The organism is Anoxybacillus suryakundensis, from assembly GCF_001418025.1.
Classification (GTDB): Bacteria; Bacillota; Bacilli; order Bacillales; family Anoxybacillaceae; genus Anoxybacillus; species Anoxybacillus tengchongensis.
This window is the reverse complement of the sequence record NZ_LIOK01000016.1, coordinates 1-15454: the sequence shown is the minus strand read 5'-3', so window position 1 is coordinate 15454 and position 15454 is coordinate 1. Positions and strand designations below refer to the sequence as shown.

Annotated in this window: 8 protein-coding genes and 3 pseudogenes; 10 read left to right on the top strand and 1 reads right to left on the bottom strand. The window is 39.9% G+C overall.

All coding sequences use genetic code 11. From position 1 onward, the window contains the following. Nucleotides 1-420 precede the first annotated feature (420 nt). From ASC42_RS10580 to ASC42_RS10530, 10 genes and pseudogenes are all read left to right on the top strand, one after another. Nucleotides 421-7356, top strand: coding sequence for a DNRLRE domain-containing protein (locus tag ASC42_RS10580; RefSeq protein WP_425339077.1), 6936 nt, complete (start codon nt 421-423; stop codon nt 7354-7356). Nucleotides 7357-7358: 2 nt separating this feature from the next. Further along, nucleotides 7359-7682 carry a hypothetical protein gene (locus tag ASC42_RS10575; RefSeq protein WP_006324135.1) on the top strand — a complete coding sequence of 108 codons (324 nt, stop codon included), beginning with the start codon at nt 7359-7361 and terminating at the stop codon, nt 7680-7682. Nucleotides 7683-7919: 237 nt separating this feature from the next. Continuing rightward, nucleotides 7920-8696 (top strand): annotated as a pseudogene (locus ASC42_RS13775) (RHS repeat-associated core domain-containing protein); the annotation flags it as partial. A gap of 11 nt (nt 8697-8707) precedes the next feature. Further along, complete coding sequence (locus ASC42_RS10565; RefSeq protein ID WP_042382768.1) at nt 8708-9166, top strand: DUF4304 domain-containing protein; 459 nt, start codon at nt 8708-8710, stop codon at nt 9164-9166. Nucleotides 9167-9355: 189 nt separating this feature from the next. Continuing rightward, nucleotides 9356-10912, top strand: a pseudogene (locus ASC42_RS10560) (RHS repeat-associated core domain-containing protein); the annotation flags it as partial. A 23-nt stretch (nt 10913-10935) separates the two neighbouring features. After that, on the top strand, nt 10936-11733 hold the full coding sequence (locus ASC42_RS10555) for a hypothetical protein (protein WP_055441729.1): 798 nt from the start codon (nt 10936-10938) through the stop codon (nt 11731-11733). A gap of 368 nt (nt 11734-12101) precedes the next feature. Next, nucleotides 12102-12650: an RHS repeat-associated core domain-containing protein gene (locus ASC42_RS13940; RefSeq protein ID WP_055441728.1), complete on the top strand. Its 549-nt coding sequence runs from the start codon at nt 12102-12104 to the stop codon at nt 12648-12650. Between the two features lie 30 nt (nt 12651-12680). Then, nucleotides 12681-13109 (top strand): WapI family immunity protein, encoded by a 429-nt coding sequence (locus ASC42_RS10545; protein ID WP_052351505.1) that lies wholly within the window; start codon nt 12681-12683, stop codon nt 13107-13109. Nucleotides 13110-13396: 287 nt separating this feature from the next. After that, nucleotides 13397-14020: pseudogene (locus tag ASC42_RS10535) on the top strand (RHS repeat-associated core domain-containing protein); the annotation flags it as partial. Between the two features lie 23 nt (nt 14021-14043). Beyond that, on the top strand, nt 14044-14697 hold the full coding sequence (locus ASC42_RS10530) for a hypothetical protein (RefSeq protein ID WP_055441725.1): 654 nt from the start codon (nt 14044-14046) through the stop codon (nt 14695-14697). Between the two features lie 556 nt (nt 14698-15253). Here ASC42_RS10530 and ASC42_RS10520 read toward each other — a convergent pair. Next, nucleotides 15254-15454 (bottom strand): ATP-binding protein (locus ASC42_RS10520; protein ID WP_167338081.1); only part of this gene is annotated, 201 nt, incomplete at its 5' end.

Sequence of the window (15454 nt, the reverse complement as noted above, 5' to 3'; positions counted from 1 at the left end):
ATATTTTTCCTATAACATTAGAATCTATTCCGTGTATTGTCAATGGGGATTCTATCAAATCAAGTACATCAAAATATGCGAAATTGGAGCCCAATCTAAAAGATTTGTCCTCAGCGGAGTCATCAGTAGGCACGGTTAATGTCTCATTGTACTTTTCTTGAATAAGTGTAATCAAATCCTCTAAAAAAATCATTAATTGTTCATCTACTCCTCACATTTCTCATAGCGGGATGTTCGTACAAAACAATTGAAAAAAAGACCGTTATCGCTACTGTCTGAAAGGTTAAGTGATAAAATCGATTTCTGTCGAATAATGACGAAATTTGTTTGTCGAAAAATATTGCGAGTATGTTTTTTATAGCATAAAATCTCCTCGTGCAGCTCGAATTAGACAACTTAGGATTGATAAGGAGAGAAAACATGAGACATCTAAGAACATGGTTTGTTTGGTGGTTAGTATTTTTATTAGTTTTTACGAGTATTCCTATGGAGGGATTGGCGGAGTTCGTCTATTCTAAATCTGACAATGCGATGAAACAATCACCTCTTAAAGTACCAGAAGCACCCAATATCAACCTGAAACCGGGAGAGATTATAGAAGAACGAACAGAGAATACGAAAGTGTATTACAATGGTGACGGTACGTTCACCAAGAAAATCTACTTTGAGCCGATTCATATTAAGAAAAAGAACGAACAACAATTTGAAGAAATCTCCACTGGACTCATCGATCATCCCCATCACGCGAATGAGGTCCAAGCAGAGAATACCATTTTGGAACCCCGTTTTTACAAGAAGATGGTGGATGGGGAATATGCAGAATTTCTCTATAACGAATATTCCATTTCGTATTCTATTTTAGAGACATCAGGGGACGGGCTGAAGCCGATCCAAGCGAAAGATGTTCCCGCTACGTATAAGAAAAAAGAAAATAAGATTTTGCATCAAAATATTTTTCCAAATATAGACTTGCAAAATATCGTATTTAATGAATCAACGAAGGAAGATTTAGTTCTTCACGCTTTTACAGGCTATCACATTTTTAAATTTCGTTTGAAAACCGATTTGCATGCCGATCTTCAAGAGGATGGCTCCATTTTATTTACAACTAAAGAAAATGAAAAAGTATTTGAACTCCCTAAACCATTTATGGTCGATTCGAATATCGACGAACACTCGGGAGAAGCACAGCGCTCGGAAAATGTAACATACGAACTTCAACAGGATGAACAAGGGTATATTTTAACGGTTAAAGCCGATCCGCAGTGGCTGAAGGATCCTAAACGTGTATACCCTGTTTATATTGATCCGAGTACTTCCATTAATGTGTCTACCGATGCATTTGTAATGAGTGCTTATCCGACAACCAACTATAGTTCCTCATCAAGTAAGTGGGATTCGGCGCAGGGACAATACGTTTTGAAAGTTGGTTATTATGATGGAACAACAGGTACTTGCTATGGCTTTTTGAATCAAGATCTATCGAGCATCAAGAATATGAATGTGACGAGTGCCACATTCAATGTATATGTCACCCATTCGTATTATGCAACAACACCAACAGGTCTATGGCTCGATGTGGTAAACAGCTCATGGTCCGCGAGCACTTTAACATGGAATAATAAACCTTCCTCCACGAACATTGGCAAAGTCGATGTGGCAAGAGACCAATGGGCACAATTTGATGTGACGAGTACTGTCAAAGCGTGGGCATCCGGAACGAAACCCAACTATGGATTGAAACTTCATACGAATGGAAATGGGCAAACGTATTGGAAAAAAGTTGTTTCTGCGACCAACAGCAGCTACAAGCCTTACTTGTCTGTGACGTATACGATCCCTATTCCTGATGTACCGACGGGAACGGCTTTTAGCAACGGAGATGGGACAGGATATGTCAACCTATCTTGGGATCCGGTTCCTGGTGCTACGGGTTATAAAGTTTGGATTTATAACGGGAAATCATATGAAGCGTTTGATGTAGGCAATGTCACTTCCTGGAGTACAAAGGGGAAAAAAATCTGGCCGACCCCTTCTGAAATTAGCGCTGGAAGATACGACCTGCACCAAGATCAGTTAGGGACGGAGCTTCCTGTCGATCCTTCCCCGGTCTATCGAAATTCAGGTGGAAGTTATCCGAATAGCAAGAACTACTGGTTCCGAGTCAGCGCCATTTTCCCTCAAGGCGAAAGCGCCATGTCAGGCGCGTATATGCCGACCATTCCGAATTTGGCAAAACCATCTGCTCCGACGGGGGGAAGTTATACAAACGGAAATGGAACAGGATATATCGATTTCAAATGGAATCCTGTGAGTGGAGCGACGGGGTATAAAATTTGGATTTTTAACGGTTCCTACTATGAATCGTTAGATGTCGGGAACGTCACTTCTTGGACAACGAAAAACAAAAAGTATTGGCCAACATCCACGGAAATTAATGCAGGTAGATATAAGTTGCATTTAAACGATGGTCTTGGCACAGAATTAGCTGTTGATCCGTCTCCGGTCTACGCTAATGCAGGAACAAAATACGCAACGGCTACCAACTACTGGATTCGAGTAAGTGCCTATAACTCTCAAGGGGAAACCGTCTTTTCTGATGCGTATATGCCTAGTATTCCAGATTTGCCAGTGCCGCCAGCACCTTCTGGATTTGCTTACAGCAATCAATCGGGGAGCAACTCTGGCTATGTCATGTTAAACTGGGATAAGATTCCTGGAGCGACAGGGTATAAAGTGTGGATTTTCAATGGACTTTACTATGAAGCATTTGATGTAGGAGACGTGGACCATTGGACGACACAAAACAAAGGAATTTGGCCAACTCCGGAGGAAATCCAACAGGGGGATTCCAGCACCTTAACGTTGCATCATGATGGAAAAGGATTGGAACTTCCGAAAGATCCTTCCCCAATGTATGAGAAAATGGGGACAAAATACGCCACAAGCACCAATTACTACTTCCGACTCAGTGCATACAATGCGGATGGGGAAACAGTATTTTCCAGCAATGCCTTGACGGTGAAAATTCCGGAGGCGAATGAGTATTTAGGAAAAGAAGAGTACTGGTCCATCATTGATGTTCCGTATGGCAGCGTGAATGCCGCTACCGGTAATCTGATTATAGACGAAGACGATGTTTCGATTTCCGGAAGAGGACCGGGGCTTGAAATCACAAGAACTTACAATAGTTTATCCACATCGGTTGGATTGTTTGGAAAAGGATGGCATAGCGATGCGGAAATGAACATCGTTGCCCAAGGAAATGAAGCAAGATTTACGGATGAAGATGGCACGCTCCATATATTCACGAAATTATCCGACGGCACGTATAAAGCCCCGACAGGTGTTTACTTGGAGTTAAGCGAAACAACCGATGAATATATACTGACGACAAAAGATCAAACGAAAATCCACTTTCAAAAAAGTGACGGCAAGTTAACTAAAATCGTAGATGGACATGGAAATGCCACTACCTACGGTTATGCGAACGGAAAGCTGGTGTCGGTGACCGATGCATCGGGCAGAAAGCTGAGTATCGAGTATAATACAGACGGCAGAATCAAAAAAATTACCGACCCAATGAATCGGGTGATCCAGTATGAATATGACAATGATTTATTAACCAAAGTAACCCAGACGGGCGGGGAAGTAACGAGATACCAATATAATGAACTTGGTCGATTAGAGAAAGTATTGGAACCGACGCATACGGAAGCAAAACCGGTCGTTAATCAGTTCATTTATCATGGCGACAGGCTAAGCCAAGCGATTGATCCTGAAAACCGCATCTATACGATGAACTATGACCAAACAAAACGACAACTTGTCGTAACGCAACCGAATGGCCGTAAAATTCAGTATACCTTTAATGAAGCGGCGAATCCTATTCAAATCATTGAGGACGTAGATGGCTTAAACATTAAGACAAGCTACGTTTATGAGGGAAATAATCTAGTAGAATCACGGGATCCGAATGATCAAAATGCAGCGAATCCTACTGAATCATATACGTATGACGCCAAGGGGAATGTGTTAACGGCGAAAGATAGTTATGGTACGGAAACATACGAGTATAACAAAAATAATGATGTCATCTCCATGACAGATACGGAAGGCGATACAACCACGATTGCCTATGATGGCTTAAATCCTGTATCCGAAACGGATCAATCGGGAAAAACGTCTTCTGTATCGAAGTACGATGCCTATGGGAATATCATTGAAGAAAGCGATACATTAGGCAGTGCCACGAATTTGCTCTCTAATAGCGGCTTTGAACAAGGAATCACAGCTTGGAATCTTCTCAGTCATTATGATTCTGGGCAATTACTGGAAGACACGAATGTATATAATGGATTGACAGGGAGAAAAACGTTAAAAATCGCCGCTGACTCTACTTCGCCAGGCACGGAACTTGGCTATGTGGCAGCTACCCAAGAAATCACAGTGAAACCAAATACCACGTATACGTTAAGCGGGAAGATCAAAACGAATTTAACGAAAGCCAATGCCTTTTTCAATGTTCAATTCATGAATAGTCAAAATCAAACGATTTCTTGGGCGGATCATCGTTATAGCCAACTTACAGGCACAAGACCTTGGACAGAGCGGCAAGTTACGTTTACTACTCCTTCGAATGCAGCCAAAATTCGCGTCTATTTAGAGGTCGATCATAAGTCTCCAGATGCTTCCGGAGAAGCCTGGTTTGATAATGTTCAATTGGAAGAAGCGCAGGTTTCTTCCAGCTACAACCCAGTTGTAAATAGTAGTTTTGAAGGAACCACCACGAATTGGAGTGGAACAGGAGGAAGCGTAGATTCTACGCAATCATTTGATGGAGGGTACTCACTAAAAATATCTAGAACAAGCACCACGCAATCGGCAAGTGAGTATAAGCAGACCATCATCGTTGGCCAAACATCTGGTGATGCACCAATTAACCTTACGCTTACTGGGGTTTCGAAAGCTGAAAATGTAAAAGCCAATGGCACAGTGAGCGCAAGCGATTATTCCATTACGGCTAAAGTATACTTTGTGGATGGAACGACCCAAACGTATACCGCCGATTTCCCTACTGGCAATCAAGATTGGAACCGTGCCGCCGTTTCGATTCAACCTTCCAAGCCAATTGATAAAATCGACATATCCGCTGTCTTCCGTGGCAATTACACGGGAACGGTATGGTTTGACGCGATCCGTTTAATGGAAAGAAACGTGGTGACGAAAAACAAGTATGATGCAAGCGGAAATTATGTCACGGAAGAAGTGGATGAAGAAGGCTATGTGGCGAAAAAGAATTATGATGCCGTAGGAAACCTGTTAAGCGAGTACGATAAGAAAGGAAATAAGAAAGAGTACAAGTATGACGCATCAAATCGTTTAAAACAGCTCCTATTGGCGAATGGAACGTCCGTCAACTACGATTATGACTTAAATGGCAATATGACTTCAAAAGTCATTCGAACCAGCGACGGCCAGTCTCAAACATTTGCCTATTCTTATGATGCGACCGGTAAACTCATTAAAACCGTCGGTCCGTTGAATGATGTGACAACGAATGAATATGATGCCAACGGAAATAAAATCAAAACGGTTTTGCCGAAAGGAAACACGATTCAATGGACGTATGACGGGGCCGAAAGAGTCAAAACTGTTTCCTACAACAACGTCTCGTATTACGAATTTAGTTACGATAAAAACGGAAATGAACTTTCTGTAAAATACTTAAAGGACGGCACGACCAAGACAAGAACCTTTGATAAAGCAAATCGGGTCATCGAACAATCTGACCGTGGAGGGGTACAAAAGTGGACCTATCCGACGACATCGGATAAATTACAACAGTTCATGTTCTCACATGGGTCCTTTAGCCAAACGATCAATTACCAATATAATGCATTGGATCAAAATACGGTCGTCCAAGATGGAACGTATACGTACCGCTTTGACTATGACGAGAGAGGAAACGTTCGCACCTTCACGACAGGAAATGGGGCCGGTTCAACCTTTACGTATGATGACCGCGGCTTAGTGGAAAGCGTTTCGATCGGTACGGCGGACGGAAAAGAAATTTTATCGGAAACGTACCGTTACGATGAAAACGGCAACCGGACGAAAGTGGAATCCCCAACGGGGGAAACGACCGTCTACCGTTACGATGCCCTAGACCAATTAGTGGAAGAGCAGCTTCCAGATGGTACAAAAGTCGAATATGCCTATGACGGATTCGGAAACCGGAAGCAAATCGTGAAAACCAAGGATGGGCAGTCGACGACGACCAATGCCGATTATAACGCTGCCAATCAGTTGGTTCGTTTTGGAACAGAGACAATCTCTTATGATGCCAACGGCAACCGTCTCGAAGATGGAAAATATCAATACGAATGGAACGAAGCGGACCAATTGGTTTCTATTACGAGAAAAGGAGAAAGCACTCCTTTTGTGACGTACAAATATGATGAAGACGGCCGGCGCATCCAAAAGAATGTAAATGGCGTCATTACGAACTACCATTACCAAGGGGATAGCCTAAACGTTCTGTATGAAACCGATGCGGATGGAAATGTGGTAAGATCATATATATACGGAGAAAACGGGCAACTCCTTACCATGAAAAAAGGCAATGCGACGTATTTTTACCACTATAACGCGCATGGGGATGTCATCGCCCTGACGGATGAACAAGGAAACATTGTTGCCCGCTATCAATACGATGCGTGGGGGAATATTCTTTCCCAATCCGGTGCCTTGGCGGACGAAAACCCATACCGATATGCGGGGTACCAATATGACAACGAAACGGGTCTATACTACCTGATTGCCCGATACTATCATCCAACGCATGGCGTGTTCCTTTCTTTGGATCCAGACCCAGGGGATGAAGATGATGTTTTAACTCAAAATGGCTATAATTACGTAAGTAATAATCCTGTAATGCTAACGGATAGTGATGGGCGTAATCCTTACCTTATAGTTGCTGCTTATGTTATTGTTAGAGTAGGTACTAAGTATGTTGTTAAAAAGGTTATTAAAAAGAAAATACCTAAAAAAATAAAGGTAAATAAAGGAATTTACAATCGTAAAAAACATTACGGAAATGGTACTAGAAAGAGTGTAAGAGATGCAGTTTTAAAGAGAGATAATTATACTTGTCAGTATTGTGGTAGAAAAGGGGGTAAACTAGAGGTCGATCATAATCCATCATTAAAGCAGCATTATTATAAGAAAGGGTATGCCATGTCTAGAAAGGCACGTATAAAATATGCCAATAATCCAAAATATCTAAAAACTGCTTGTCAAAGATGTAATCGTAGTAAACAGGAAAGATATTATCCTGATGAATGGAGGCCATGATAATGAACGACTATGAAATACTTTTTCAAAAATATGTAAAAGAATTAAAAGAGGCAATTGAAGAAGAAAAGGAATTTTTAGATCCGAATCTTGACAAAGAGAGATATGAATACGAATTAAGTATTAGCGGAAGAGTAATTGCCGTATTTAGGAAATATTGGTTTGAGTGTGACAAGTTAAACGATAATGAGGAAAATGAATACTATGTAAATCCAAAAGATTTTTGTGTTGATTGGTTGTCAGGTGAACATGAGGAGCTATTTAGAATTATTGAAAAAATGCCATATTATCCAATAGGAATAGACGAACATGGAAATTATGTTTAAAAAAACAGCTGTAATATGGGCTATCTCATGATTTATGAGATAGTCTTTTTATTTTTATGTGAAAAAAATGAATAGAAAACAAAGAAAAAATTTAGGTATATAGGTTGTAATAAAGAATTTCCGATCTCCATGTCCCGTCTTTATCACCTGACAAGCTGGCACGGTGACAAGAAGAGCGAACAATGCCATGTAAAACAAAATTGCAACTTATATAGTTTCTCATCACAAAAAAGTACTTCCATGTATTTTTACCACTATAACGCCCATGGCGATGTCATCGCCCTAACGGATGCGCAAGGAAACATCGTGGCCCGTTACCAATACGATGCGTGGGGGAACATTCTTTCCCAATCCGGTGCCTTGGCGGATGAAAACCCATACCGATATGCGGGATACCAATATGACAAAGAAACGGGTCTGTACTATCTGATCGCCCGGTACTATCATCCAACGCATGGCGTGTTCCTTTCTTTGGATCCAGACCCAGGGGATGCGGATGACATTCTCACGCAAAACGGATATACGTATGCGAACAACAATCCGGTGATGTTGGTGGATCCGGATGGGCATTGGGTATGGTTGGCCATCAATGCTGGGTTTGCGGTTTATGATGGGTATAAGGCGTATAAAACCGGAAGAGGATGGATGTATGTCGCCAAAAAAACGGCTCTTGGCGCGATTGGTGGGGGAAAGCTTAAACTTGTTAGAGGCGCAGGGAAGTATATTGTTAAGGTTGGAAGGCAGTACACAAAATCTAATTTCAAACTTGGTCGACAGATGCATAAAAAATATATGGCACATTTGCATGATGAATTAAAGGGAAGAATTAAAGAATATAAAGGGATAAAAGGTATTCGTCCAGATTTTGTGGACTTCAATACGAGAACCATCTATGAATTAAAACCGTATAATCCTAGAGCCATTGCTCGAGGGAAGCGACAGTTAAAAAAATATAAGCGAATATTTGAACAAGAACATGGAGGAAAATGGAAAACAGTCTTGCATGTTTATTAAGGGGTGATAGAATGGATAAATCCGAATTTGTAAAATATTTAGATGAGTTGTTTAAAGCCCATTCTTTTAAAAAGAAGGGAACCCAGTGGAGCTTTAGCAATGATGAGATTATAAAAATAATTAAATTATCAAAATCAAATTATGGTAATTATTATCATATCGATTATGGGTTTATTATAAAAAACCTTGAGCTAGGCCGCCTTGTGATGCATATTTATCATAGACTAAGTTCCTTGGATCAGGGGGAAAGTATAAGAATTAAGGAGCTATTAGATTTTGAGATTCCTATCCCTGACGAAGATCGAAAGAACGAACTGAAAAAGTTTATTGAAAGGGAAATATTTGGAATGTTCAACAAGATTCATACGGAAGAAGATCTGTTAATGGAACTAAAGAAACGCGACCATTTAAATGATATTCCATTACGCGTGAAAAAATATTTTGGATTAGAAGATGCCGATGAATGTTAAGGGTTTTGAATTTCGAATGAGAATGAAGTAACAGGTATATGTTAAGTATGCCAACCTTAGGAGAGTCTATATCTCTCTTAAGGTTTTTCTCTTTTTCAAGAAAAGTTTGACCCAATGGGGCTTATGGAAGGAAATCTACGAGTGGCAACCAACCGTATTTTGATTGAAAATGAAATTTAGAAAAAGACGAAAAGCATTTATCCGATAACCTCGGATAAATGGAAGAAATTCCAATTCTCACATAGTTCCTTTAGCCAAACCATCACCTATCAATACAACGCCTTGGACCAAAATACCATCGTCCAAGACGGAACGTATACGTATCGCTTTGATGATGACGAGAGAGGACACGTTCGCACGTTTACAACCGGAAATGAAGCGGGTGCCACCTTTACGTATGACGACCGCGGCTTGGTGAACAGTCTGGTGGTGGGAACGGCGAACGGAATCGAGTTATTGGCAGAAACGTACCGTTACGACGAAAACGGCAACCGGACCCGCATCGAAGCGTCCAATGGGGATGTGACGATCTATGAGTATGATGAACTGGATCAGTTGAAAAGTGAACAACGTCCGGATGGAACGACGATCGAGTATACGTACGATGGATTCGGGAACCGGACGAAAATCGTGAAAACGAAAGAGGGACCATCGACGACGACCACGGCCGATTATAATGCGGCGAATCAATTGGTTCGTTTCGGCGATGAAACGATCACGTATGACGCGAACGGCAACCGGACCGAAGACGGAAAATATCAATACCAATGGAATGAAGCGGACCAATTGGTTTCTATTACGAGAAAAGGAGAAAGCACGCCGTTTGTCACGTACAAATACGATGAAGACGGCCGCCGCATTCAAAAGAATGTGAATGGCGTCGTGACAAATTACCATTACCAAGGCGACAGCTTAAATGTTCTGTACGAAACCGATGCAAGTGGAAATGTGGTAAGATCGTATGTATACGGAGAAAACGGTCAGCTGTTGGCGATGAAAAAAGGTGGTGCCACGTACTTCTACCACTATAACGCCCATGGCGATGTCATCGCCCTGACGGATGAACAAGGAAACATCGTTGCCCGTTATCAATATGATGCATGGGGGAACATTCTTTCCCAATCTGGCGACTTGGCTGACGAAAACTCATATCGATACGCAGGATACCAATATGACCAAGAAACGGGTCTCTATTACCTAATTGCCCGGTACTATCATCCAGAACAAGGAGTGTTCCTTTCTTTAGACCCAGACCCAGGTGATGAGGACGATATCCTCACACAAAACGGCTATACGTACGCGAACAACAATCCGGTGATGTTGGTGGATTTGGATGGGCATTATGCTCATATTGTTATTATAGCTGGAGTGGGGGCTTATAGAGTTTATAAGATTTATAAGGTCTACAAGAAATATAGAAAGATTTCAAAAAAATATCATTCGAATAGTAAAAGAAATCCTGCGATACATCATGGATATGAAATTTATGATAAAAAAACTAATAAAGTAGTCAAAGTTGGTATTAGTGATGGAAGGATTTCTAAAAAGGGAAAATCATATCGCGCTGAAAGGCAAGTTAGAAAGTGGAATAAGCGATACAAGACAGATCGGTATGCTTCACGAATAGTAAAAACTAACATACGTGGTAGGTATAATGCACTGAGATGGGAAAAAAGGCATACGGAATACATTAATAGAATCCAGCCTAACAACAAATTATCACCTCCATTTCACTATCGCCCATAAATTTAATAAAAGGAAGTGAAAAAATGACTGTTATAAGGGATATTCAACTTTCTATTCCAAGTGATATAAACTATTTTGATCATACTGTAATAGTTGACTATGATACTGGTGAGACAAGCCCCTTTACCGATTATAGGCAAAGCAAGTCCGCCATCTTTCATTATGAAACAAGATGTATTACATCACTTTATACTCGTCTTTTGCCCGAAATTCATACAGATGGGGAAAAGGGAGTTATCATTCAATGCGTACCGGATCTATCTAAATTAAGCGAGAAAGAAATTGAAATGGAAATGGTACCCGATTTTATTACTGTTTATGTTGAAATGGATTATAATCAATACTTCTCTCTTACGGATGACTTGGAAAAAAAGAAAATGGCATTAGAAGTGTTACAAAAGGGTATGGAAAAACTTGCTGATGAGCGAGGATGGGATAAGCAAATTTTTCGTGAAATATACAACAAGATAAAAGAATTAAATTACAAAAATACATTTATCTATAAGAAAAAGAGCAGTCCTAATCGTAGATATATATGTAGCATTATATGTGAACACGAAGTCTCTTATGTAGATATATATTTAGAAATAAAACGTCAAAAAGGAAATAAGGTTTTAAAGAAAGAAAGATTAGTAAGAGTAGACAGACCACACGAATCTTTTTATTGGAGATATTTAGGTGATTTAACATGGACACTAAATCATAAGGTGACATTTACTGATCGTTTACATCATTTCGGGTGGGTTGTAACTTTTTTAGAAAAAGAAAACGAAACACAGATTATATGGAAAGTAAATAAAGTGTCTTATCTTTCTTCATAAACTCAATGAAAAACAGGAAAACATTGTGATAAAATATTGATTAAGGTGAAGGAAATCAGACATATTAAATAAAATATTGATTAGATAGGTCGGATTATTTTTGTAATTGTAGAACCTTAGGAGAAACGCTCTCTCCTAAGGCATTTTTTTATAATTAAAACTTTGAAAACCTTTATTAATATTAAGGGTTTTGTCTTACTTTCTGTAAGAATAAATCAGACAAGCTCGACTGTTAAGGGATGAGGCAGCGTATTTCCCTGCTCCGGTTGGAAGTAAGGCAACTCATGCATGTATATTTTTGAACTTCTATTAAGCGGATATTTCTCATTACCCGGTACTATCACCCGGAGCATGGCGTGTCCCTTTTCTTGGATCCAGACTCAGGGGATGCGGATGATATTCCCACGCAGAATGGGTATGCGTATGCGAACAACAACCCAGTGATGTTGGTGGATCCGGATGGGCATTGGGTATGGTTGGCCATCAATGCAGGGTTTGCGGTTTATGATGGATATAAGGCATTTAAAAAAGGTGGATGGAAGGCTGCGGCAATTGCTGTAGGTGTAGGGCTTATCGGGGGAGTTGGATTCAAAGCAGGTAAGGCACTATATCGAGCTTATAAAGTGAAGTCAATTGCTAAAAAAATGATATTTGATAGCACGGCGTTTAAACATATGCAAAATTCGGACCGCTATGTTCCGAGACAGATTTTAGCAAGAGCAATTGTCTATGGTAAGAAATCCAGAGATGGGGCTAAAGGCTATAATAAATATACTATAACCATGCATAAGTTAGAAAAAGCAAGACATTCCATAGGTGATCCCAGAAATTACAAGTATAAAAAATATCAGTTAACAGTTGTATATAATAAGAGAACCAAACGGGTACGTCATTTCCACTATGAGCCATATAAGTAACCAATATAACTGGTAGAAAGGATGCAAAGCATGAAAGTATTTGTATGTGAGGAAGACGCAGATCGAAGCCTAGAGCTAATTATCACGGACTTTGAAAATGAAGGGGATCCGTTTTTTGGTGGATGCTACTTTACAGGAAAAGTGAAGCTAAAAGGTAGTGGCTTTATAGCTGAAACGGTTCACTTTCATTTTGACAATCATGATATCTTTCATTTCTATGAAAGTTTAAAGAAAATATACAGAGAACAAGAAGGTAAAGCAGTTTTTCATTCAGAATCTAAGGAACTAAATGTTGTAGTGCAAATCCACAATAGTGGAGGAGGAATTGTTCAGGTTCAGTTTAAGGATTTACACAGCGAGGATTTTTTTAGTAGCAGTCTGCATATACACATTTCTACATTACCGTATATGCTTGACCAACTGCGGCACCATTTAGATATTTTTAAATACTGCTCATAGTTATATCCTTACTAACCCCCTGATGAAATTGGACACTCGATAGTTGTGTTTTATAATCGCAGTGACCAAATGAAGGGGGTTTTTGATATATAAGAACGGGGAAAAACAATTGAAAGAACGGAAGATTAAAGGGGAAAGAAGCATTAGGGATTGGGAATAGGACATTATAAGATAAGCCTAAATCTAGTTCAGCAATGAGTGTTATCAAGAAAGGAAACTCCATAAAATATTTGCTCTCCTTCTCTTCAGATGGAGTAAAAAGCTGTAGCAGGGAATTAACCATTTAAGAAGTGGCTCTCTATTACTTAATTGCCCGATACTATCATCCAGCGCATGGCGTGTTCCTTTCCTTGGATCCAGACCCAGGAGATGCGGACGATATCCTTACGCAGAACGGATATACGTATGCGAACAACAATCCGGTGATGTTGGTGGATCCGGATGGGCATTGGGTCTGGCTGGCCATCAATGCAGGGGTTGCGGCTTATAGTGCGTATAAGGCATACAAGTCAGGAAAAGGATGGAAAGGTGTCGCAGCTGCGGCGGCTATCAATTTTGTTGGTTTTGGTGGCAAGTTCAAAGCTGCTAGTAAAATTATTAAAGCTGTGCATGGTAATAGTCGATTCTCAAAGAGGATTCATCATGGGTATGAAATTTATGAAATAGTTAACGGTAAAAAACGTATAGTTAAAGTAGGTATTAGTGGTGCTAAGCTAAACAAAAACGGTACATCACCTAGGGCTAACCGTCAGGTCAATAAGTGGAATAAAAAAGCGGGGTATCAAAGATACTATGCTCGGATTGTTAAGAGAAATATTTATGGAAGAGAGAAAGCTCTAAAGTGGGAGAGAGGAAGAGCTTATGCAGTGAGAAAAGCTGGGGGTAATATGTATCTTCATGTCAGACCGTGATAACATAAAGAAAGGGGTAAGCTATGTTGCTGAAAACATTTCTATTATTAGGAGAAGAAGGGATATCCGACGTTAAAAAAAGTTTTTCTTTTCAAACTAGATGTATTACCAAATTGTATGAACGGGTCTTTGATAAAAAATATAAAACCGCTGATTGTAGGCAGTTAAATTTCCATTGTGGTAATTACTCCGAGATGAAACTATTAGGATGTTTTGATGGTTTTTGTCAAGTCTTAGTGCCATATAATATTCAAGAATTTCTAGAGTATCCAGATAACAAAAAAAAAATAGAGATCCTAGAACTGTTGAAAAATAGCCTCGATTTTGTTATTAGAGAAAAAAATTGGGATCCTAATCCTTTTCAAGGAGCTTATGAGAGAGTAAAGGAGTTAAACTATATTAATGAGTTTATTTGGAACAAGCCTAAATTAAGTCCAAATAAAAAATACAAAGCTGAGGTACATTGTAATCACGATCTGTATGATTTTACAATAAAGATGGTGATTAAAGATAGAAAAGATAAAGTATTACTTGAAAAAAAAATAGTGTCAACTGAACCCGATGAACTTATTTACGATAGGTTTTTAGGTCATTTAATGTGGATAAGTGATGATGAAATAGCGCTTTACGAGAAAAATTCAAAGCGTTATACCTCTGTAAAATTAAGAGAGGCATAATGAATAGCTCTAAAATATTATCAAAGTTGAATCATTTTTCACCAGATTGACAGTTTAAAATTTTTCTTCAGAAGGACGCAAATTCGTCCTTCTGTTTTTTTATCCTATGGGGTTCCGTTAAGCAGCTTTCTTATTGTCTAGGGCACGGTGTGTTCCCTTCCTTGGATCCAGACTCAGGGGATGCGGGTGATATTCCCACGCAGAATGGGTATGCGTATGCGAACAACAACCCAGTGATGTTGGTGGATCCGGATGGGCATTGGGTATGGCTGGCTATCAACGCGGGATTTGCGGCGTATGATGGGTATAAGGCGTATAAAACCGGAAGAGGATGGAAATATGTCGCTAAAAAAGCGGCCTTAGGTGCGATTGGTGGAGGAAGGTTTAAACTTGTTAGAAATACGGCTAAGTTGTTTTTGTCAATAATAAATTGAGCCAGAGCGATCACTTCAAAAGTGAGCCACTTTTAGAATCAGAGTTCCCATAAATGGGAGAGGGTGGGTGTTTGGATGACTTGCCCCTAGGGGCAAGTCATCCAAACACTTCGCGCATCTGGCTACCACTCCCCATTTTCCCTCTGTTTCATACTTTGACGGAATCGATAAGATTCTCCGTTTAGAAGAAGAATGTGCGAACGGTGAGTGAGCCGATCAAGCAACGCTGCTGTCATCTTTTCATCCCCAAAAATGTTCGTCCATTCTACAAATTCAAGATTTGTTGTAATGATGACACTTGCACGTTCATAGCGATTGGAAAA